Annotated in this window: 14 protein-coding genes and 3 rRNA genes; 1 reads left to right on the top strand and 16 read right to left on the bottom strand. The window is 70.1% G+C overall.

Annotation, left to right across the window (positions count from 1 at the left end; genetic code table 11):
• Positions 1–3: 3 nt before the first annotated feature.
• The 13 genes from FE374_RS06960 to FE374_RS06905 all read right to left on the bottom strand — a co-directional run bounded on the left by FE374_RS06960 (position 4) and on the right by FE374_RS06905 (position 14205).
• Entirely contained in the window at positions 4–633 is a 630-nt protein-coding gene (locus tag FE374_RS06960; RefSeq protein ID WP_139927841.1) for an NUDIX domain-containing protein, read from the bottom strand.
• Positions 630–2402 (bottom strand): CTP synthase, encoded by a 1773-nt coding sequence (locus FE374_RS06955; protein ID WP_139927840.1) that lies wholly within the window; start codon positions 2400–2402, stop codon positions 630–632. Before FE374_RS06955 ends, FE374_RS06960 begins: the two co-directional genes overlap by 4 nt.
• A gap of 81 nt (positions 2403–2483) precedes the next feature.
• Positions 2484–3680, bottom strand: coding sequence for a glycosyltransferase family 4 protein (locus tag FE374_RS06950; protein ID WP_139927839.1), 1197 nt, complete (start codon positions 3678–3680; stop codon positions 2484–2486).
• Between the two features lie 37 nt (positions 3681–3717).
• Entirely contained in the window at positions 3718–5364 is a 1647-nt protein-coding gene (gene murJ / locus FE374_RS06945) for a murein biosynthesis integral membrane protein MurJ (RefSeq protein WP_139927838.1), read from the bottom strand.
• 4 nt (positions 5365–5368) lie between these two features.
• Positions 5369–6277, bottom strand: a complete 909-nt coding sequence (locus tag FE374_RS06940) for a hypothetical protein (RefSeq protein ID WP_230978498.1) — start codon at positions 6275–6277, stop codon at positions 5369–5371.
• On the bottom strand, positions 6274–7344 hold the full coding sequence (locus FE374_RS06935; protein WP_139927837.1) for a copper transporter: 1071 nt from the start codon (positions 7342–7344) through the stop codon (positions 6274–6276). The genes FE374_RS06940 and FE374_RS06935 overlap by 4 nt, the downstream gene beginning before the upstream one ends.
• Before the next feature lie 15 nt (positions 7345–7359).
• Positions 7360–8562 carry a putative cytokinetic ring protein SteA gene (gene steA / locus FE374_RS06930; RefSeq protein WP_139927836.1) on the bottom strand — a complete coding sequence of 401 codons (1203 nt, stop codon included), beginning with the start codon at positions 8560–8562 and terminating at the stop codon, positions 7360–7362.
• A 4-nt stretch (positions 8563–8566) separates the two neighbouring features.
• Positions 8567–10279 (bottom strand): DNA repair protein RecN, encoded by a 1713-nt coding sequence (recN, locus tag FE374_RS06925; protein WP_139927835.1) that lies wholly within the window; start codon positions 10277–10279, stop codon positions 8567–8569.
• Positions 10276–11115 (bottom strand): NAD kinase, encoded by an 840-nt coding sequence (locus FE374_RS06920; protein WP_139927834.1) that lies wholly within the window; start codon positions 11113–11115, stop codon positions 10276–10278. Before FE374_RS06920 ends, recN begins: the two co-directional genes overlap by 4 nt.
• Positions 11112–11975, bottom strand: a complete 864-nt coding sequence (locus tag FE374_RS06915; protein ID WP_139927833.1) for a TlyA family RNA methyltransferase — start codon at positions 11973–11975, stop codon at positions 11112–11114. Before FE374_RS06915 ends, FE374_RS06920 begins: the two co-directional genes overlap by 4 nt.
• 1 nt (position 11976) lies before the next feature.
• A complete protein-coding gene (locus FE374_RS19125) occupies positions 11977–12138 on the bottom strand; it encodes a hypothetical protein (protein WP_168205614.1) in 162 nt (53 codons plus the stop codon).
• A 37-nt stretch (positions 12139–12175) separates the two neighbouring features.
• Positions 12176–13243: an HAD-IIA family hydrolase gene (locus FE374_RS06910; RefSeq protein ID WP_230978497.1), complete on the bottom strand. Its 1068-nt coding sequence runs from the start codon at positions 13241–13243 to the stop codon at positions 12176–12178.
• Positions 13240–14205 (bottom strand): hypothetical protein, encoded by a 966-nt coding sequence (locus tag FE374_RS06905; protein ID WP_139927832.1) that lies wholly within the window; start codon positions 14203–14205, stop codon positions 13240–13242. Before FE374_RS06905 ends, FE374_RS06910 begins: the two co-directional genes overlap by 4 nt.
• A gap of 114 nt (positions 14206–14319) precedes the next feature.
• Between FE374_RS06905 and FE374_RS20050 the strand changes: the two genes are divergently transcribed.
• Entirely contained in the window at positions 14320–15981 is a 1662-nt protein-coding gene (locus FE374_RS20050) for a hypothetical protein (protein WP_139927831.1), read from the top strand.
• Positions 15982–15986: 5 nt separating this feature from the next.
• On the opposite strand, the gene rrf is transcribed toward FE374_RS20050, so the two are convergent.
• The 3 genes from rrf to FE374_RS06885 all read right to left on the bottom strand — a co-directional run bounded on the left by rrf (position 15987) and on the right by FE374_RS06885 (position 21220).
• Positions 15987–16103, bottom strand: a 5S ribosomal RNA gene (rrf, locus tag FE374_RS06895).
• A gap of 120 nt (positions 16104–16223) precedes the next feature.
• Positions 16224–19340: ribosomal RNA gene (locus FE374_RS06890) — 23S ribosomal RNA — on the bottom strand.
• A 357-nt stretch (positions 19341–19697) separates the two neighbouring features.
• A 16S ribosomal RNA gene (locus FE374_RS06885) occupies positions 19698–21220 on the bottom strand.
• Together the 16S, 23S and 5S rRNA genes form the textbook arrangement of a ribosomal RNA operon.
• Positions 21221–21735 lie beyond the last annotated feature (515 nt).

Genomic DNA, 21735 nt, shown 5'->3' with positions numbered 1-21735 from the left:
CTCTCAGCGCAGCCACGGGGACGTCACCGTCCGTAACGGCTGCCAGTCACGGGCGCGGGCGCTGGCGGCGGCCAGGATGCCGACCACCGCGCTCGGGTTGTGCAGGCGCCCCTCGTGCACGGCGTCGACGGCGTCGTCGAGCCGGACCCAGGCGGTGGGCATGTCCCGCTCCTCGTCCTCGCGGGCATGCTGCTCGTGGTCGGCGACCTCCGAGACGTCCCGGGCCAGGTAGATCCGCAGCGACTCGCTCGAGCCACCCGGGGTGGTGAAGTAGTCCACGAGCACGTCCCAGCGGGATGCGCGCAGATCCGCTTCCTCGAGCAGCTCCCGTTGCGCTGCGGTGAGGTGATCCTCGCCGTCGACGTCGAGCAGGCCGGCGGGGATCTCCCACAGCTGGGCCCGCACGGGGTGGCGGTACTGCTTGATGAGCAGCACCTCCTCCCCGTCGGCGCCGTCCCGCAGGGCGACTACGGCGACCGCGCCGGGGTGGTCCAGGTACTCCCGGACCACCGGCGCGTCGTCGTCGGGGTTCAGCCGCACCTCGTCGGAGACCAGGTCGAACACGCGCCCGTCGTGGAGCCGGCGGTGCGTGAGGACCTCGCGGTCGGTGTCCTTGGCGTCGGCGACGCTCAAGCCCGGTCGCCGCCGGTCTCGGCCACCGCGCCCACCGGCTCCTCGTGCTCGAGCCCGACCGTCTCGGGCTCGTCGATGTCGAGCAGGCGGGTGGCGCGCTGCCGCTCCAGCGCCGCGCCGACCAGCCCGGCGAAGAGCGGGTGCGCCCGGGTGGGCCGGGACTTGAACTCGGGGTGGGCCTGGGTGGCGATGTAGTACGGGTGGCGGTCCCGGTCGAGCTCGACGAACTCCACGAGCGAGGAGTCCGGGGACCGGCCGGAGATCTTCAGACCGGCCTTCTCCAGATCCTCCCGGTAGGAGTTGTTCACCTCGTACCGGTGGCGGTGCCGCTCGCTCACGCGCTCGGCGCCGTACACCTCGGCGGCCAGGGAACCCGGGGTGAGCACGGCCTCGTACCGGCCCAGGCGCATGGTGCCGCCCAGGTCGCCCTCGCCGCCCACGATGGCGAGCTGCTCCTCCATCGTGGCCACCACCGGGTCGGGGGTGGCGGGGTCGAACTCCGTCGAGCTCGCCTTGTCCAGGCCGAGGAGGTTACGGGCTGCCTCGATGACCATGCACTGCAGGCCCAGGCAGATCCCCAGGGTGGGGATCTGGTTCTCGCGGGCGTGGCGCAGCGCGCCGAGCTTGCCCTCGATGCCGCGCACGCCGAACCCGCCGGGCACCAGGACGCCGTCGACGCCCTCGAGTGCCTTGCGCGCACCCTCCGGGGTCTGGCAGGTGTCTGAGGGCACCCAGCGCAGGGCGACCTTGGCACGGTGGTGGAAACCGCCGGCGCGCAGCGCCTCGGTGACGGAGAGGTAGGCGTCGGGCAGGTCGATGTACTTGCCGACGAGCGCGATCTCGACATGGTCCTTGGGGTGGCGCACCCGCTCGAGGAGCCGGTCCCACACCGACCAGTCCACGTCTCGGAAGCTCATCCGCAGGCGCTGGACGACGTAGGCGTCCAGGCCCTCGGCGTGCAGCACGGCGGGGATCTCGTAGATGCTCGATGCGTCCTGGCACATCACGACGGCCTCACGGTCGACGTCGCACATCGACGCGATCTTGGCCTTGACGCTCTCGGGCAGCTCACGCTCGGAACGGCACACGATCGCGTCGGGCTGGATGCCGATGGAGCGCAGCTCGGCCACCGAGTGCTGGGTGGGCTTGGTCTTCAGCTCCCCCGACGCCGCGATGTAGGGCACGAGGGAGACGTGCAGGAAGAAGACGTTGTCGCGGCCCAGGTCCTGGCGGACCTGCCGGGCGGCCTCGAGGAACGGGAGGGACTCGATGTCGCCGACCGTGCCGCCGATCTCGGTGATGATGACGTCCGGCGGCTCCTCGCCGTCGGCGGGCTCGGCCTGGGCCCGCATGCGGGCCTTGATCTCGTCGGTGATGTGCGGGATGACCTGCACGGTGTCGCCGAGGTACTCGCCCCGGCGCTCCTTGGCGATGACCGTGGAGTACACCTGCCCGGTGGTGGCGTTGGCCTTGCCGGAGAGCTCGACGTCGAGGAAGCGCTCGTAGTGACCGATGTCCAGGTCGGTCTCGGTGCCGTCGTCGGTGACGAAGACCTCACCGTGCTGGAACGGGTTCATCGTGCCGGGGTCGACGTTGATGTACGGGTCGAGCTTTTGCATCACCACCCGCAGACCGCGGGCGCGGAGCAGGTGACCCAGGCTGGAGGCTGTCAACCCCTTGCCCAGTGAGCTCACGACCCCGCCGGTGACGAAGATCTGACGGGGGATGCTGGCCTGGTTGCCGGGCAGCCGGCTCGGTTGGTTGACCACGGACTTTGACCTTAGCAGCCGGTGTGCCGACACGCCCGGACCGGTGGGCACGGCGGCTGTGCGATGAGCCACGGGCGCCCCTCAGCCGAGCCCGCCGTAGACCTTCTGCAGCTGGGCCAGCACGTCGGCCGGGCCGGGCAGGACGGCGGCACGCTCGAGCGCGGCCACCCGCAGCGCCGCGCGGCGCCCGTCGTCGCTGAGGACCGCGCGGATCGCGGCGGCCAGGGCCGGTGCGTCCCCGGCCGGGACGAGGACGGCGGCGTCGCCGGTGACCTCGCGGGTGCCGCCCACGTCGGTCGCCACCAGCGCGGCCCCGGCCCGCAACGCCTCCTGCACGGCGATGGGCTGCCCCTCCCAGGTGGCGGTGGAGACGACGGCGTCCGCCGCGGCGAGCAGGTCCGGCACGTCGTCGCGGCGCCCGGTCAGCAAGATCGGCAGGTCCTCGGTGCGCGCGCGGCGCGCGAGGGCCTCGCGCAAGGGCCCGTCGCCGACGACCACCCACCGCCAGCCGGTCCGGCGCGCGCCGTCCTCGGTGCGTTCCTCGGCGTGGCGGCCCGTCGGTGCGGCTGCGTCCGGCCCGGCGCCGCGCCCCGCGCCCAGCCCCGCGCCGGGACCGGCGTCCGACCCCGCGAGGATCGCGGCCGCGTCGGCGAGCAGGTCCAGACCCTTCTGCGGCGCCAGCCGGGCAACGGTGAGGACCAGCCGCTCGCCGCTGGCCAGCCCCAGCCCCTCGCGCAGCTGCTCGGCGGGGACGGTGGACGCCGGCCGCTCGGGCGCAGGCACGAGCGCCCGCTCGACCTCTCGTGCGCCCCGCGCACGCATACGCTCCACCAGGTCGCCGCTCACCCCCAGCACGGCGTCCGCGCCGCGGGCCACGAGGGTCTCCAGGACGGCCGCGACCGCCCGCACCCGCGGGCCGCCCACGGGCAGGTTGTGCACGGTGACGACCAGGCGGGGGCGGCGCCGGCCGAGGCTGCGCACGGCCAGGACGGCCAGGGCGCCGGCACGCAGGCCGTGGGCGTGGACCACGTCCGCGCCCGCGGCCAGGCGTCGGACCTGCCGGACGGCGCTCGCGTCCCGCGGGCGGGGCCGGTCGGCGATGTCGACGACGACGGCGCGCACCTTCCCGGCTCCGGACTCCCCCGGGCCCGCCGGCGTGACGACGTCGGCCGGGCCGGCGAGCACGACCGGACCGTCCGCGCCGAGCAGCGCGGCGACCTCCCGGGCGTGCCGACCCACCCCGCCGGCGCTCGACCCGGTCAGCTGCAGCACCCGCATGCTGGTCCTCTTTCGTGGGCAGGTCCCCCAGTATGTCTCAGCCCGGGCGGCCGGCACCCGGGCCCTGGGCGGCCTGCCGCTCCCGCGACCACGTCCCCACCCGGATGGTGCCGCGATCGAGGAGCAGCACCGCCGCGGCCACGAGCCCGCCCGCGGGCAGCGCACCGCCCACCGCGGCGACGACCGCGCCGCCCAGGCCCGCGCCGAGTGCGTCGAGCAGGCTCGTGGCGACCCACCGGCCCACGAGGCCACCGGCCACCGCGGGCAGCGCGCCGACGGCGAACGTGCGAGACAGCCCCGCCAGCGCACCGGGGCCGCCGGCTCGGCGCACGGCCCACAGCAGCAGCGTCCCCGCCACGACCATGCCCGCGGACGAGCCGGCCCCGAGCGCCGTCAGCGTGGCGGGTCCGTCGCCGCCGTCGGGGGCCAGCAGAAGCACCCCGGCCCAGGAGGCGGCGGAGACCACGAGCCAGCCGGTCGCCGTCGCCAGCACCGCGGCGCGGCCGTGGTCGACGGCGTACAGCGCCCGGGAGAGGTGGAATATCAGTGCGTAGCCGACGATCCCGGGAGCGAACCAGGTGATCGCCTGTGTCATCCCGGCCATCTCGAAACGCAGGGAGAAGACCGCCGTGGCGGCGGGCGCGACGGCCACCAGCAGGGCGGCGCCCACCAGCGAGGCGGCGACCACCAGGCGGGTGGACCCGGCCGCCATCGCGGCGAACCCGTGCCGGTCCCCCGTGCCCGCGCGCTCGGACAGGCGTGGGAACACGGCGGTCGACAGCGGTACCGCGAGCACGGCGTAGGGCAGGAAGTACACCGCCTGCGCGTAGGTGTAGACGTTGATGGTGCCGGTCTCGCCGTGGGTGTTCGCCAGCAGCAGGACGACGACGACGCTGGCCTGCTGGGCGAGCAGCGCCCCGATCCCCGCGGCGGCGAGGCGCCCGGCCCGCCGCGCGACGCCCGGCGGGAAGCGCAGCGCGGGCCGTGGCCGCACACCGGCACGCAGCACGGGGACCAGTTGGCACAGACTCATGGCCGCGACGCCGCCGGTGGTGCCCCAGGCGAGCCAGGCGACGGCGGCGAGCGGCAGGGCGGCGGGGTCGTCCTGCCGGCCCTGGGACACCGCCCCGAAGGCGAGGTAGCTGACGATGACGACCAGGGAGGACAGCAGCGGGGCGAACGCCGGCCAGAAGAACCTCTTCTGCGCCTGGAGCACCCCGGAGAAGATCACCCCGACCCCGTACAGGGGGATCTGGAGCGCGAAGATCCGCAGGTAGCTGGTGGTCAGCTCCCGCAGGGCGGGGTCGGTGCCACCGGGCAGGAGCAGCCCCGCGACCGGGCCGGCCGCCGCGGCGACCAGCGCGGCCAGTGGCACCAGCACCAGCAGCGCCCAGGTCAGCAGCGCCGACGCGGTGCGGTCCACCTCCGTGCGCAGGTGCCGGGCCAGCGGCACCGCGAGCAGGGGGACGACCGCGCCGGCCAGCGCCCCGCCGGCCGCCACCTCGAAGAGCACGTTGGGCACCTTGTTGGCGGTCTCGTAGGCCATCGCGGCGTCGGAGGCGCCCAGGGTCCAGGACTGGACGAGCCAGCGCACGAACCCCACGGCCCGGGAGGCCAGGGTCACGACGGCGATCAGGCCCGCGGCGCCGAGGACGCCGCCGAGCATTCGCGTGCGGGGACTCATCGCCTCAGCGGGGGCGCCGGCCCAGGGCGTCCACCCGGCGCAGCACGCCGTTGCGCTCGATCACGCCGGAGAAGCTCACCCGCTCGCTGAGCAGGGTCAGCGCAACGACGGCGCTCAGCGCCCCCGCGCGCAGGGTGCGGGACGGGTGGGCGGCCAGGGCGGTGCCCACGAGCGCGCCGACGGCGTTGGCGCCGGTGTCACCGAGCATGGTGCGCTCCGCGAGGTCGTCGGGCAGGGCCGCGCCGGCCACACCGAGGGCGGTGGCGGCCAGGGTCCCGTGGGGCGTGCCGGGCCCGGTGAGGGCGAGGGGGCCGCTGACGGCGGTGGCGACCTTCAGGGCACGGCCCGGTCGCAGGTCGAAGAGGTTGTGCAGGTTCGCGGTGCCGGCCACGAGGGCGGCCCCGCCCAGAATCTCCACGATCCGCCCGGTTCCCGAGGTCCTGCGCGGGGTGGCGACGGCGGCGGCCGCGAGGGCGCCGGCACCGATGCCGAGGATCTTCAGCGCTCCGGTGGTGACGTGGCCCTGACGCAGTGCACCGAGGTGGCCGCGCAGCCCCTTGGCGGCACCGGTGGCGTCCTCGGTGAGGTCGTCGAGGAGGCCCATGGCGGCGCCGGCCGAAGCGGCGAGGACGGCGGCCGCGGAGGTGCGGGCAGCGCCGGCGCCGCCGTGGGCGGCACGGGCGGCACGAGCGGCGCCGGGTGGCGCCGTCGCCGCGGCTGCGAGCACCGGGCCCGCGACGGCTCCCACGCCGGCGGCCGCGCCGCCGAGCAGGCTGACAGTGCGGCCGGCGAAGTTCGTGCGTTCCCAGCGGCGCCGGCCACCGGGTGGCCGGTGCTCGAGGACCGCGGCAGCCACTGTGGTGGCGGCCGCCCCGAGCACGGTGGGCAGCGCGACGTCGACGAGGCGGCTCACGCGGCGTCCTGGACGGGCGCGGCCTCGGTCCCCGCCGTCCCGTCCTCGGTCCCGGCCTCCGCATCGGCGGGCGCCTCGCCCTCTGGCTCGACCACCGGGGGTGCGAGCTCGACGCGCGGCGGGACGGCCGCGTCCGCGCCGCCGAGGAACCCGAAGTGGCCGTGGCCACCGGAGAGGGCGACGGCGGTGGCCAGCGGCGTGGACAGCGCCGCGGTGATCTCGCCGACCGAGTCCACGGTGGTGACCGCGGCGGCAGCGGCGTCGTCCGCACGGACCGCCGCGACCAGGTCGAGGTCGGAGGCGGCGGCACCGACGGTGACGGCGGGTGCGACGCCGCTCAGCGCCTGGGCCAGGCGGACGTGGCTGCCGAGCACCGCGGCGGCCGCGTCGGTCTCCTCGGGGTCGGCGTCGGGGGCGGGCGGCGCGGCGGCGGGCGGCCCGACGAGCACGGTCGCGTCGGCCTGCCCCGTGGGTGCCGTCGTCAGGCTCACCAGCGGTGCCTCGGCGGAGCTGAGCAGGTCGAGCAGCGTGGCGGCGTCCTCGGTCGGGGCCCCGTCCTCGCCGGTGTCCGTGAGTGCGTGGGCCAGGGCGAGCCCGAAGATCGTCTCCACGCCGGCGTCGCCACCCGGCGCCGGGTCGATGTACCCCAGCAGCTGGCCGGCGAAGGTCTGGCGGAAGGTCAGGTTGGCCGGGTCGGTCCACGCCTCGGTGACGGCCACCTCGCCGAGGACCTCGGCGCCGGCCTGCGCAAGCCGGTCCCGCACGGCCTCGACGTCGTCCGCGGCGGTGCCGGGCACGGTGACCACGGTGACCGACTGGTCGGTCAGTGCCCCCTCCAGCAGGACACCGGCGGACTGCTCGAGGTAGGTGGTCCGCTCGGTCACGTCCGCCTCGGAGGCCTCGAGATCGCCGCGCAGGCGTTCACGGTCCGCACGCAGGTCCTGGACCTGCCCGGTGAGGGTATCGCCGATGGTGTCGCGCAGCGGGCCGGCGCCCAGCACGATCCCCACGGCCAGGGCCAGGAAGACCGCGATGAGCGAGACGAGGTGGTAGCGGAAGTCGATCAATGTGCGCTCCGGGGGTCAGGTCGTCGGTGCGGGGGCGATCCCCACGAGCGACCGGAAGAAGTTCACGAGGTCGTCGAACCAGGCGCCGGCGAGGCCGAAGGTGGTCTGCCCCACGTTGGTCGTCGCGAGCGCAACGAAGAGGGCGAGGAGGCCTGCCAGGGCGAGGATCACGAGCTGCCAGGTGGAGATACGGGTGCGGTAGAGCCGGGAGACGCCCTTGGCGTCGATGAGCTTGCTGCCGACCCGCAGCCGGGTGAGGAACGTCGAGGCCATGCCGGCGCGGCCCTTGTCGAGGAACTCGATCATCGTGTCGTGCGTGCCGACGGCGACGATGAGCTCGGCGCCGAGGTCGTCGGCGAGCAGCATCGCGATGTCCTCGCTCGTGCCCGTGGCGGGGAAGACGACGTGCTCGACGCCGAGGTCCTCCACCCGCCGCTGCCCGGGGGCGCGGCCGTCGCGGTACGCGTGCACCACGATCTCGGCGCCGGAGGTCAGTGCCTTGTCAGAGACGGAGTCCATGTCGCCCACGATCATGTCCGGGCGCAGCCCGGCCTCGATGATCGCGTCGGCGCCGCCGTCGACGCCGATGAGCAGCGGCCGGTACTCCCGGATGTAGGAGCGCAGCATCGCGAGGTCTTCCTTGTAGTGGTACCCGCGCACCACCACCAGGGCGTGCCGCCCCTCGAACTTGGCGCGCACCTTGGGCACACCGACACCGTTGACGAGCAGGTCCCGCTCCCGGTGGACGTAGTCCATCGTGTTCACCGCGAAGGCCTCTAGCTGGACCGACAGCCCCTCGCGGGCCTTGTCGAGGTTGGCCTCGACCGTCGAGGCGTCCTGGACGGTGCCCTCGGCCACCAGCCGGTCCCCGGTATGGACCTCGGCGCCCTCCAGGCGCAGCTGCTGGCCCTCGCGCACCGACATCACCGCCGGGCCGAGATCGTCCACGAGAGGGATCCCCGCCTCGACGAGGATGCCCGGGCCGAGGTTGGGGTACCGCCCCGACGTCGACCGGGCGGCGTTGAGCACCGCGGCCGGCCGGCAGGCCACCAGCGCCTCGGCGGAGACCCGGTCGAGGTCCTCGTGGTCGATGACGGCGACGTCGCCCGGGCGCAGACGCTTGGTCAGGTTCTTCGTCCGGGGGTCGACCCGGGCGGGGCCCGAGGTCCCGGGCCCACCGTCGACGACCGCACGTCGGCGTCGGAAAAGGGCAGTCACCGCTTCATCGTCGCACGTCCGCCCGCTCCAGGAGCTCAGCGGCGTGCTGCAGAGCGGTGTCGGACTCCTCCTGCCCGGAGAGCATCCGGGCCAGCTCTCGCACGCGATCTGGCCCTTCCACCTCGGTGACGTCGGTGGCCGTGACGACGGCGTCGTCCCCGGGGGTGGGCTTGCTCACCACCAGGTGCCGGTCGGCGAAGGCAGCGACCTGCGCGAGGTGCGTCACGACGACCACCTGCGCGGTGCGGGCCAGCCGGGCCAGCCGCCGGCCGACCTCGACCGCGGCCTTGCCGCCCACCCCGGCGTCGACCTCGTCGAACACGAACGTGCGCTGCCCGTGGTCCGGCTCCGTGCCGGCAAGCGCGACCTCGATGGCGAGCATCACCCGGGACAGCTCACCGCCCGACGCGCCCTGGCCCAACGGCCGGGCGGGCGCGCCGGGATGGGCGGCGAGCAGCAGCTCGACGCCCTCGACGCCGTGGGGTCCGGGCTCCTCCAGCGGCGTCAGCCGGCCGGTCAGGTGGGCACCGGCCATCGCGAGGCCCGCGAGCTCGTCGTCGACGGCGGAGCCGAGGAGCTCGCCGACGCGGCGGCGTGAGGCGGTCAGCGCGGCGCCGGTGCGGGTGACCTGCGCCGTCGCCTGCTGCAGGCGCTCGCGTAGGGCGGTGGCGGTGTCGGTGGGGCCGTCCAGGTAGGCCAGGCGCTCCCGGGCCTGCTCCGCCCAGGCGAGGGCGGCGTCGACGTCGGGACCGTGCAGCCGGGTCAGCTCCGTGAGGGCGGCACGGCGCTCGTGCACGACCGCCAGCCGTGCGGGGTCGGCGTCGAGCCCGTCGAGGTACGCGGCCAGCTCGCCGGCCACGTCGGACAAGAGGTAGGCGGCCTCGGCGAGACGGGTGGCCCAGCCGGTGAGGGCGGGATCGCTGTCGGCGGCCTGCTCCAGGGCGCGGCGGGCGGCGTCGACGAGGCTGGTGGCGTCGAGGGCGTCGGGGGCGTCGACGCCACCGGTGAGGGCCTGGTGGGCGGTGCCGGCGGCCACCCGCAGCTCCTCGACGTTGCCGAGCCGCTGGGCCTCCTCGCGCAGGGTGTGGTCCTCCCCCGGCTGCGGGTCTAGGGCGTCGACCCGGTCCAACCCGGCGCGCAGCAGGGCGATCTCGTGCTCACGCGCCCCCGCCTCCCGCTCCCACGTCGCCAGCTCCTCGCGGGCGGCGACGAGCGCGGCCCAGGCCTCGCGGTAGGTGGCCAGCAGCGCGGCGTGCTTCGGTCCGCCGAAGGCGTCCAGGGCGGCGCGCTGCTGGGACGGGGCCCGCAGCCGCAGCTGCTGGGACTGGCCGTGCACGGTGACGAGCTGCTCGCCGATCTCCGTCAGGACGGCGTGCGGCACCGTGCGTCCGCCCAGGTGTGCCCGGGAACGGCCGGCGGCCGGGACGGTCCTGGCCACGAGGAGCTCGCCGTCCTCCACGGTGGCCCCGGCCTCCTCGGCGCGGGCGGCCGCGGCGCCGTCGACGGGGACGGTGAAGGTGCCCTCGACGACGGCGCGCTCGGCGCCGCGACGCACCAGTGCGGCGTCGGCCTTGCCGCCGAGCAGCAGCTCGAGGCTGGTGAGCACCATGGTCTTGCCGGCGCCCGTCTCACCGGTGATGACTGTCAGGGCGGGGTCGAGGTCGAGCTCGGCGGTCGCGATCACCCCGAGGTTCTCGATCCGGACCTGCTCGATCACGCCCGCTCCCGCACGCCGCGCCAGCCCTGGACCGGCAGTCGGAACTTGGCGACGAGGCGGCCGGAGAAGGGGACCTGGCTCATCCGGGCGAGCCGCACCGGCTGGGCGCCCCGGCACACCCGGATCCGGGACCCGGCGGGCGCGTCGAGCATCCGCCGCCCATCGCACCACACCACCGCGTGCTTCTCCTCGTACGGCAGCACCTCGACCTCCAGCACCGAGTTCGGCCCCACGACCAGCGGCCGGGCGAACAATGCGTGCGCGGCGACGGGGACGACCAGGAGCGCGTCGACGTCGGGCCACACGATGGGGCCGCCGCCGGAGAAGGCGTAGGCGGTGGACCCGGTGGGGGTGGCCAGGACGATGCCGTCGCAGCCGAAGGTGGACAGACCCCGCCCGTCGACGCCGATGGTGGCCTCGACCATGCGAGCGCGTGCGCCCTTCTCCACGGCGGCCTCGTTGATGGCCCAGTCCCGCTCGACCGTGCCGTCCGGGCGGGTGATCGTGATGTCGAGCGTCATCCGTTCCTCGACGAGGTAGTCGCGGGCGACCACGCGGTCGACCACGTCGGGCAACGCCTCCTCCTCGGCCTCGGCGAGGAAGCCTACGTGGCCGAGATTGACACCGAGGAGGGGGACGTCGTGGCGCCGGGCCACCTCCGCCGCACGCAGGATGGTGCCGTCGCCGCCGAGGACGATGGCGAGCTCGACGCCCTCCGCGCTGCCGTCGCGGATGGTGTCGATACCGTTCGCCTGGAGGGCCGCGCTGAGGTTGTCCGCGGCGGCGACGGCGTCGGGTCGGCCCTCGTGACAGACGACCAGGATGCGGCGGCTCATGCTGGCTCCCCCTCGGGGTCGGTCGGTACGGCGGCGGTCCCCGCCGGGCCCGTGCGCACCGCGGCGGCGACGGCGTCGCGCAGCGCCTCACCCCGCAGGGCACCGGGGTGGTCCCGGCGCAGCGCCACGAAGTACTCCACGTTGCCCGAGGGGCCCGGCAGCGGGCTGGGCACGACGGCCCAGGTGTCGAGGCCCTCGCGGGTGGCGGCCTCGGCGACCGTGAGCACGGACTCCACGTGCAACGCGGTGTCGCGGACGACGCCACCGTGGCCGAGGCGCTCCTTGCCCACCTCGAACTGGGGCTTGACCATGAGGAGAACGTCGGCGTCCGGCGCGGCCGCCCGGGCCAGCGCCGGCAGAACCAGGGTCAGGGAGATGAAGGACATGTCGCCGACCACCAGCTGCGGGGCCGGCGCCACCATCTGGGGGGTCAGCGTGCGCACGTTCGTCCGGTCCAGGACCGTCACCCGGGGGTCGGTCTGCAGGGACCAGGCGAGCTGGCCGTAGCCGACGTCGACGGCGACCACGTGGGCGGCCCCGCGGCGCAGGAGGACGTCGGTGAAGCCGCCGGTGGAGGCGCCCGCGTCCAGGCAGCGGCGGCCGGCGACGAGTGGGGCCGCGTCACCGAGCGCGTCGAGGGCGCCGGCGAGCTTGTGGGCGCCGCGTGAGACGTAGTCGTCGGCGGCTCCGGCGTCGTCCACCAGGAGCGCCTGCGCGGGGTCCACCTGACGGGCCGGCTTGGTCACCACCTGCCCGTCGAGTCGCACATGGCCGGCGGCCAGCAGCTCACCGGCGTGCTGACGCGACCGGGCCAGGCCGCGGCGGACGAGCTCGGTATCGATACGGACGAGCCGGGCCACGTCAGCTCTCGGCGTTCGCGAGACGCGCGGACAGGTGCGAGTGGATGGTCTCGAACACCGCGACCTGCTCCGCGAGCGGGATCTCCTCGAGGTCGTCGAGGCGCGCCAACGGGTCCCCCGCCGGCACCGATCGCGCCGCCAGATCGGCAGGCGTTACGTCCATCCGTCGCTCCTTCCCACCTCCGCAGTCCGTTCGAAGGCTATCGCGGCGCGACCACCTGGAGCGCAGGCACCTGCGAGACGGTGAGCGGCGCGCCGTCGTCGGCCGCTTCCCACGCTGCGGCGGCGAGGCATCGCCACGTGTCCAGGGAGACGGTCACCGGCTCGCCGGGCTCCAGCGGGACCTCCCGGTCACCGAGCCGGATCTCCAGATGGGGCTCCGCACCACTCACGCGGGCCGCCGCGGCGCCGCAGCGCCACCACGCGCCGTCCCGGCTGGGGACGGGGTGGGGCTCCACCAGGCCGCGGAGGTCGACGGCGAGGTAGCTCGGGCGCTCGTGCGGTGCGGCGAGGACGACGTCGCGGGCGTCGCTGACGCCGGTGAGGACATGCACGCTGGGGATGCCGGCGGCGCGGGCGCCGGCGATGTCGGTGTTGAGCCGGTCACCGACAGCGATCGGGCGGCTGCCGGCGCTGCGACGGGTCGCCTGCCGGAAGATCTCCGGCTCAGGCTTGCCCGCGGAGATGGGGACGACGCCGGTAGCGTTCGTCACGGCCGCCACGAGGGAGCCGTTCCCGACCGCCATACCACGCTCGGTGGGCAGGGTGGCGTCGAGGTTCGTGGCCACGTACCGCGCACCGGCGTTGATCGCGTAGGCGGCCTCGGTGAGCTCGCGCCACCCGAGGTCCGGCGAAAATCCCTGGACGACGGCGACCGGTGCGTCGTGCGCGCCCGTGGCCAGGGTGAACCCGGCTTCCGTCAGGGCTGTCCGCAGGCCGGCGCCGCCGATAGGCAGGACGACCGAGCCGGTGGGCAGCACCGCGGCGAGGATGGCGGCCGCCGCCTGGGACGAGGTCATCACCTCGTCCGGGGACGTCGGGATGCCCAGGGAGCTGAGCTGGTCGGCCACCGTCTGCGGCTCGCGGGCAGCGTTGTTGGTCACGAACATCATGCGGAGCCCGAGGCGCCGTGCCTCTTCCACCGCCGCGTCGGCGTGGTCGACCGGTTCGGCGCCGCGATAGCAGACTCCGTCGAGGTCCATCAGTGCAACGTCATACGCGGTGGCCAGGGGCTCCGCGCTGGCGAGAAGCATGGTGGGGGTGCTCATGCGCGCTCCTCGTCCGCGGTCTCCTCCGCACCGGGGGCGGGCTGTTCGGTCTCCGACGCCGTCGGCTGCTCGGCTCCGGCGTCTGGTGTCTCGTCGGTCGGGGCTGCCGGCGCCTCGTCCGCTGCGGCATCCGGCTCAACGTCCGCTGCGGCATCCGGCTCAACGTCCGCTGCGGCATCCGGCTCAACGTCCGCTGCCTCGTCCGCTGCGGCATCCGGCTCAACGTCCGCTGCCTCGTCCGCTGCGGCATCCTCATCGGCCGGCAGGTCCGTCAAGGGCTCAGCGTCGGTCGTGGCCACGTCATCCGTCGGTTCGGCGAAGTCCTCGTCTTCTGCCTCGGCCTCGGACGCCTCCAGGTCCACGACGACGATCGGCTCATCGTCGTCCATCTCCGGGCCGGCGGCCGCCCGCGCGGCGTCGGCCTCGTCCATGCGGCCGAGCTCCTCGAGCCGGTCTGCCCGCACGAGCGTCAGCCGACGGAGAAGCTCAGGGTCCTTTACGTGGTCCACGAGCCTGGACTCGAGCACGAGCAGGCCCGCCTCATGCTCACCCAGGTCGGAGCGGGCGCCGCTAGCGACGATGGCGAGCTCGACACGGTCCTCCTCGGACAACGTGCCAGGGTCTGTCTCGGCCACGACTGTCAGGGCGCGCTCCGGTCGGCCGAGGCCGCGCTCACAGTCGGCCTCCATGGCGCGGTGCGCGTCGATGCCGGAGAGACGACGCACGGTCCGCAGTTCACGCAACGCCTCGGAGTACCTACCCGTTGCGTACGCGGTGAGGGCAAGAGCCTCCCGGACGACGTCGACGCGACCCGCACGCCGCATGGCGGCCTGTGCATGGCCATAGGCGGTCTCGGGTTCATCGTCGATAAGACGGCCGGCCATCACGAGGTGACGAGCCACGAGCTCTGCATTGTTCTTGCCGAGGGTCCGCAGCCGGGTACGCGCAGCGCGGTCAAGCATCTGCGCCTCGACCTCGTCCGAGATGTGAGGCTCCGCCGGGCGGTCCTCGTAGTCATCGCGGCGCGGACCGAACCCACGTGCTTCTCCGCCCGTGTGTCGGCCATCGTCTCGCCGTTGGAAGCCACCATCGCGCTGCTGATAGCTACCCCCACGAGGGCTGCCCTCACGCTTCTGGAAGCCGCCGTCACGCCGCTCGTCCGAGCGTCCTTGATGGCCGCCTGCGGGGCGGTCGTCCGAGCGCCCCTGGTAGCCACCCTGGCGGCGGTCGCCATCACGCTGCTGGAAACCACCCTCTCGGCGCTGGTAACCACCTTCACGACGGTCATCGGAGCGACCTTGGTAACCACTCTGGCGACGGTCGTCCGAGCGCCCCTGGTAACCACCTGCGGGGCGGTCGTCGGAGCGACCCTGGTAGCCACCTGCGGGGCGGTCGTCCGACCGACCCTGGTAGCCACCCTGGCGACGGTCATCGGAGCGCCCCTGGAAATCACCCTGACGGCGGTCGCTGTCACGCTGCTGGTAACCACCTGCGGGGCGGTCATCGGAGCGACCCTGGTAGCCACCTTGGCGCCGGTCGCCCTCACGCTGCGGGGCGCCACCTTCGCGGGGCTTGTAACCGCCCTCGCGCCGATCATCGGAACGCCTCTGGTAACCGCCCTCGCGGCGGTCGTCCGAGCGCCCCTGGTAACCACCTGCGGGGCGGTCGCTATCACGCTGCTGGTAACCACCTGCGGGTCGGTCATCGGAGCGACCCTGGTAGCCACCTTGGCGCCGGTCGCCCTCACGCTGCGGGGCGCCACCTTCGCGGGGCTTGTAGCCACCTTCGCGGGGCTTGTAACCGCCCTCGCGGGGCTTGTAACCGCCCTCGCGGCGATCATCGGAACGCCCCTGGTAACCGCCCTCGCGGCGGTCGTCCGAGCGCCCCTGGTAACCACCTTCGCGACGCTGGTAACCACCTGCGGGGCGGTCGTCCGACCGGCCCTGGTAACCGCCCTGGCGACGGTCGTCCGACCGCCCCTGGTAACCGCCCTGGCGACGGTCGTCCGAGCGCCCCTGGTAACCACCTTCGCGACGCTGGTAACCACCTGCGGGGCGGTCGTCCGAGCGGCCCTGGTAACCACCTTCGCGACGCTGGTAACCACCTGCGGGGCGGTCGTCCGACCGGCCCTGGTAACCGCCCTGGCGACGGTCGTCCGACCGGCCCTGGTAACCACCCTGGTGCCGGTCGTCCGACCGGCCCTGGTAACCACCCTGGCGCCGGTCGCCCTCACGCTGCGGGGCGCCACCTTCGCGGGGCTTGTAACCGCCCTCCCGGCGATCATCAGAGCGACCCTGGTAACCACCGCTGCGACGGTCGTCCGACCGACCCTGGTAACCACCGCTGCGACGGTCGCCCTCCCGCTGCTGGTAGCCGCCGTCGCGCGGCTGGTAACCGCCCTCGCGGCGCTCGCCCGTGCGTTCGCCGCGGCCGTCACGACGCGCATCATTTGGGCCGCTGCCGTAGCGGCGCTGGGCGCGTTCGCGGAAAGCTTCGTCACCACGCCCCGAGCGGCTACCGCTCCCGGACGCCCGATCCCCACCGGGACGCGAGGTTTGCTTGGGCCGGCCGGAATCATCGCGGCGGCGGGGGCGGTCCTGGTTCTGGCCCTCTTGGTTGGTCGACATGGTGTTTCCTCTACTCGTCATCACACGCCTATATCTTCACGTCGGCGCAACTCAAATTGGGCCATAAATGACAAGGAGGCCGCAACGAAATCGTTGCGGCCTCCTTGTTAATGGGTGTTCGGCGGTGTCCTACTCTCCCACACAGTCTCCCGTGCAGTACCATCGGCGCTGAGGGGCTTAGCTTCCGGGTTCGGAATGGGACCGGGCGTTTCCCCCTCGCTATGACCGCCGTAACTCTATGGAGATGTACCCGTGGGCCCTTTGTCCAACATGGGTGTTGGGGGTGGGTTTCTCGGGAACCGTACAGTGGACGCGTATGCAGTGCTTTTACTTCTTCTCACCGGGGTGAGTGTTGTGGCAAGTTGTTGGCCAATTAGTACCGGTCAGCTCCACGCGTTACCGCGCTTCCACGTCCGGCCTATCAACCCAGTGGTCTGCTGGGGGCCTTCCCACCTCGAAGGGTGGTGGAAACCTCATCTTGAAGCAGGCTTCCCGCTTAGATGCTTTCAGCGGTTATCCCTTCCGAACGTAGCCAACCAGCCATGCTCCTGGCGGAACAACTGGCACACCAGAGGTTCGTCCGTCCCGGTCCTCTCGTACTAGGGACAGCCCTTCTCAAGTTTCCTGCGCGCGCAGCGGATAGGGACCGAACTGTCTCACGACGTTCTAAACCCAGCTCGCGTACCGCTTTAATGGGCGAACAGCCCAACCCTTGGGACCTACTCCAGCCCCAGGATGCGACGAGCCGACATCGAGGTGCCAAACCATGCCGTCGATATGGACTCTTGGGCAAGATCAGCCTGTTATCCCCGGGGTACCTTTTATCCGTTGAGCGACGGCGCTTCCACAAGCCACCGCCGGATCACTAGTTCCGACTTTCGTCCCTGCTCGACCTGTCAGTCTCACAGTCAAGCTCCCTTGTGCACTTGCACTCGACACCTGATTGCCAACCAGGCTGAGGGAACCTTTGAGCGCCTCCGTTACATTTTAGGAGGCAACCGCCCCAGTTAAACTACCCACCAGGCACTGTCCCTGGTCCGGATCACGGACCGAGGTTAGATGTGCAGTACGACCAGAGTGGTATTTCAACGTTGACTCCACACTCACTGGCGTGAATGCTTCACGGTCTCCCACCTATCCTACACAAGCCGTACCGAACACCAATACCAAGCTATAGTAAAGGTCCCGGGGTCTTTCCGTCCTGCTGCGCGTAACGAGCATCTTTACTCGTAATGCAATTTCGCCGAGTTCGCGGTTGAGACAGCGGAGAAGTCGTTACGCCATTCGTGCAGGTCGGAACTTACCCGACAAGGAATTTCGCTACCTTAGGATGGTTATAGTTACCACCGCCGTTTACTGGGGCTTAAATTCTGAGCTTCACCACTTGCGTGGTTGACCCGTCCTCTTAACCTTCCAGCACCGGGCAGGCGTCAGTCCGTATACATCGTCTTGCGACTTCGCACGGACCTGTGTTTTTAGTAAACAGTCGCTTCTCCCTGGTCTCTGCGGCCCGAAAAGGCTAGCCAGCACGTGGCTTCACCTCTCAGGCCCCCCTTCTCCCGAAGTTACGGGGGCATTTTGCCGAGTTCCTTAACCACGATTCTCTCGATCGCCTTAGTATTCTCTACCTGACCACCTGAGTCGGTTTCGGGTACGGGCGGCTAGTCCCTCGCGTCGAGGCTTTTCTTGGCAGCATAGGATCACCCTGCTTCCCCCCTACGGGGTCACCATCGGTCCTGAGGCTTGATGGGGTGCGGATTTGCCTGCACCCCGCCCTGCAACCTTGGACGTGCATTGCCATTAAGCACGCGGTGGCTACCTGTCTGCGTCACCCCTGTTAACACGCTTACCTACTACCGGATCGGGTCCCACGCGCCGGTGGCCGGTGTTCCCCGAAGGGAACGGTGGCCACCGTTGGGTGGTTAGCATCACCGGGCTCGGTATGGTCGGTCCTTCGCCGGTACGGGAATATCAACCCGTTGTCCATCGACTACGCCTGTCGGCCTCGCCTTAGGTCCCGACTTACCCAGGGCGGATTAACCTGGCCCTGGAACCCTTGGTCATTCGGCGGACGGGTTTCTCACCCGTCATTCGCTACTCATGCCTGCATTCTCACTCGTGTGGGATCCACACCTGGGTCACCCCGGCGCTTCACCTCCCACACGACGCTCCCCTACCCACCCACGCCCCGGCACCAGGATCAAGTCCTGGCGAGGGTCTGCGTGGATGCCACAGCTTCGGCGGTGTGCTTGAGCCCCGCTAAATTGTCGGCGCAGAATCACTTGACCAGTGAGCTATTACGCACTCTTTCAAGGGTGGCTGCTTCTAAGCCAACCTCCTGGTTGTCTGTGCAACTCCACATCCTTTCCCACTTAGCACACGCTTAGGGGCCTTAGCTGGTGGTCTGGGCTGTTTCCCTCTCGACTACGAAGCTTATCCCCCGCAGTCTCACTGCCACGCTTCACTTACCGGCATTCGGAGTTTGGTTGACGTCAGTAACCTTGTAGGGCCCATCGGCCATCCAGTAGCTCTACCTCCGGCAAGAAACACGTGACGCTGCACCTAAATGCATTTCGGGGAGAACCAGCTATCACGAAGTTTGATTGGCCTTTCACCCCTACCCACAGGTCATCCCCTCAGTTTTCAACCTAAGTGGGTTCGGTCCTCCACACGCTCTTACACGTGCTTCAACCTGCCCATGGGTAGATCACTTCGCTTCGGGTCTAGAGCACGCGACTCATACGCCCTGTTCGGACTCGCTTTCGCTACGGCTTCCCCACCCGGGTTAACCTCGCCACGCACCACTAACTCGCAGGCTCATTCTTCAAAAGGCACGCCGTCACCCCTGCAAAGGAGGCTCCGACGGATTGTAAGCATCCGGTTTCAGGTACTATTTCACTCCCCTCCCGGGGTACTTTTCACCTTTCCCTCACGGTACTAGTCCGCTATCGGTCACCAGGTAGTATTTAGGCTTACCAAGTGGTCTTGGCAGATTCACACGGGATTTCACGGGCCCCGTGCTACTCGGGATCCCCACAAGGAGGCCCAGGCGTTTCGTCTACGGGGGTCTCACCCACTATGCCCGGCCTTCCCAGACCGTTCGACTACACCTGGACTTTCTCACTCCTCACCACCCCGGCAGAGATGGTCAGTGGGTCCCACGACCCCGAAGGTGCAACGCCCGCCGGCTATCACACACCCCCGGTTTAGCCTCATCCGCTTTCGCTCGCCACTACTCACGGAATATCTCTTCCTGTGGGTACTGAGATGTTTCACTTCCCCACGTTCCCTCCACACGCCCTATATATTCAGGCGCGGGTAACCGCACATGACTGCGGCCGGGTTTCCCCATTCGGACACCCTCGGATCACAGCTCGTTTGCCAGCTCCCCGAGGCTTATCGCAGGCTACAACGTCCTTCATCGGCTCCTGGTGCCAAGGCATCCACCGAATGCTCTTAAAAACTTGACCACAAAAGATCAAAGATGCTCGCGTCCACTGTACAGTTCTCAAGCAACCCACCAACACCGACCCACCACCAGCCGCAAACGACTAATCTGGCACCGGCATGGCCACGGCCGAGACGAACACACCCCCAAACCCCACGAACACGTCCGCGGGCGGGGGGCCTGTTCCCTCAGGACCCAACAGTGCACCAAGACTTTCGACGTTCCACCCATGAGCAACCACCCGGCGAACTGTCGCCGCCGCAGGTGGCCACCAACACCCCCACCCGTACCACCGGTTCCACCACCGACCCCCCAGGTCCGAAGACCCGGCCAGCCGGTGCGTACTAGGCGATACCAGGGGATCCAGTGAGCTCCTTAGAAAGGAGGTGATCCAGCCGCACCTTCCGGTACGGCTACCTTGTTACGACTTCGTCCCAATCGCCAGTCCCACCTTCGACGGCTCCATCCCACAAGGGGTTAGGCCACCGGCTTCGGGTGTTACCGACTTTCGTGACGTGACGGGCGGTGTGTACAAGGCCCGAGAACGTATTCACCGCAGCGTTGCTGATCTGCGATTACTAGCGACTCCGACTTCATGGGGTCGAGTTGCAGACCCCAATCCGAACTGAGACCGGCTTTTTGGGATTCGCTCCACCTCGCGGTATCGCAGCCCTTTGTACCGGCCATTGTAGCATGCGTGAAGCCCAAGACATAAGGGGCATGATGATTTGACGTCATCCCCACCTTCCTCCGAGTTGACCCCGGCAGTCTCCCATGAGTCCCCGGCATAACCCGCTGGCAACACAGGACAAGGGTTGCGCTCGTTGCGGGACTTAACCCAACATCTCACGACACGAGCTGACGACAACCATGCACCACCTGTACACCGACCTTGCGGGGCACCCATCTCTGGATGTTTCCGGTGTATGTCAAGCCTTGGTAAGGTTCTTCGCGTTGCATCGAATTAATCCGCATGCTCCGCCGCTTGTGCGGGCCCCCGTCAATTCCTTTGAGTTTTAGCCTTGCGGCCGTACTCCCCAGGCGGGGCACTTAATGCGTTAGCTGCGGCGCGGACCCCGTGGAAACGGGCCCCACACCTAGTGCCCAACGTTTACGGCATGGACTACCAGGGTATCTAATCCTGTTCGCTCCCCATGCTTTCGCTCCTCAGCGTCAGTAACGGCCCAGAGACCCGCCTTCGCCACCGGTGTTCCTCCTGATATCTGCGCATTCCACCGCTACACCAGGAATTCCAGTCTCCCCTACCGCACTCTAGTCTGCCCGTACCCACTGCAGGCGCGAGGTTAAGCCTCGCGTTTTCACAGCAGACGCGACAAACCGCCTACGAGCTCTTTACGCCCAATAATTCCGGACAACGCTTGCGCCCTACGTATTACCGCGGCTGCTGGCACGTAGTTAGCCGGCGCTTCTTCTGCAGGTACCGTCACCTTGCGGCTTCTTCCCTACTGAAAGAGGTTTACAACCCGAAGGCCGTCATCCCTCACGCGGCGTCGCTGCATCAGGCTTGCGCCCATTGTGCAATATTCCCCACTGCTGCCTCCCGTAGGAGTCTGGGCCGTATCTCAGTCCCAGTGTGGCCGGTCACCCTCTCAGGCCGGCTACCCGTCGAAGCCTTGGTAGGCCATCACCCCACCAACAAGCTGATAGGCCGCGAGCCCATCCCCCACCGATAAATCTTTCCACACACCCCCATGCGAGGATGCGTCATATCCGGTATTAGCACCGGTTTCCCGGAGTTATCCCGAAGCGGGGGGCAGGTTACTCACGTGTTACTCACCCGTTCGCCACTAATCCCCCAGCAAGCTGGGTTCATCGTTCGACTTGCATGTGTTAAGCACGCCGCCAGCGTTCGTCCTGAGCCAGGATCAAACTCTCCGTAAAAAACCAACTGCCAACCCCCGACAACCAACCCCACCCCGAAGAGCAAGACCAGCCATACCAGGAGCGACAAACCATACGAAGACAACCCCACCGAAGCGAGGCCAATCCATGGCATCACACCCACCACCCGACGAGGCAGACGATGAGCATGTAACCAAAACAAAACAAAGACCCCACACACCACACACCCCACCCACAAAAGGCAGGACAAGCGATGCACGGAATCAAATGGCATCAAAAACTTGGCACACTGTTGAGTTCTCAAAGAACAGACACACACCAGAAACCAACCAGGACCCAAGTCCCAACCGCCTCCGGGGCAACCTCTCTACCTTAACCATTCAGATCCGGTTTGTCAAGTCGCGATTTTCGCAACCTGCGGACCGTTCCCGCCTGGTCCCTCCGACAACCGGCCGCCGGTGACTGTGTCACCGGCTCGTGTTGGCTGAGGATCTGCTCCGTGGGACCGACCGTGGAACCTCTCGGTTCCCGCGTTCGTTGCTCCCGTCCGGCGC

Source organism: Georgenia yuyongxinii (assembly GCF_006352065.1).
Taxonomy (GTDB): Bacteria; Actinomycetota; Actinomycetes; order Actinomycetales; family Actinomycetaceae; genus Georgenia; species Georgenia yuyongxinii.
The sequence above is the reverse complement of the archived record's forward strand: the minus strand, read 5'-3'. Positions and strand labels throughout refer to the sequence as shown.

Excerpts from the sequence above, each read along its gene's own strand:
- FE374_RS06950 (WP_139927839.1), bottom strand. The coding sequence starts at position 3,680 with ATGCGGGTGCTGCAGCTGACCGGGTCGAGCGCCGGCGGGGTGGGTCGG.
- FE374_RS06905 (WP_139927832.1), bottom strand. The coding sequence starts at position 14,205 with ATGCTTGACCGCGCTGCGCGTACCCGGCTGCGGACCCTCGGCAAGAAC.
- FE374_RS06920 (WP_139927834.1), bottom strand. The coding sequence starts at position 11,115 with ATGAGCCGCCGCATCCTGGTCGTCTGTCACGAGGGCCGACCCGACGCC.
- FE374_RS19125 (WP_168205614.1), bottom strand. The coding sequence starts at position 12,138 with ATGGACGTAACGCCTGCCGATCTGGCGGCGCGATCGGTGCCGGCGGGG.
- murJ (WP_139927838.1), bottom strand. The coding sequence starts at position 5,364 with ATGAGTCCCCGCACGCGAATGCTCGGCGGCGTCCTCGGCGCCGCGGGC.
- FE374_RS06910 (WP_230978497.1), bottom strand. The coding sequence starts at position 13,243 with ATGAGCACCCCCACCATGCTTCTCGCCAGCGCGGAGCCCCTGGCCACC.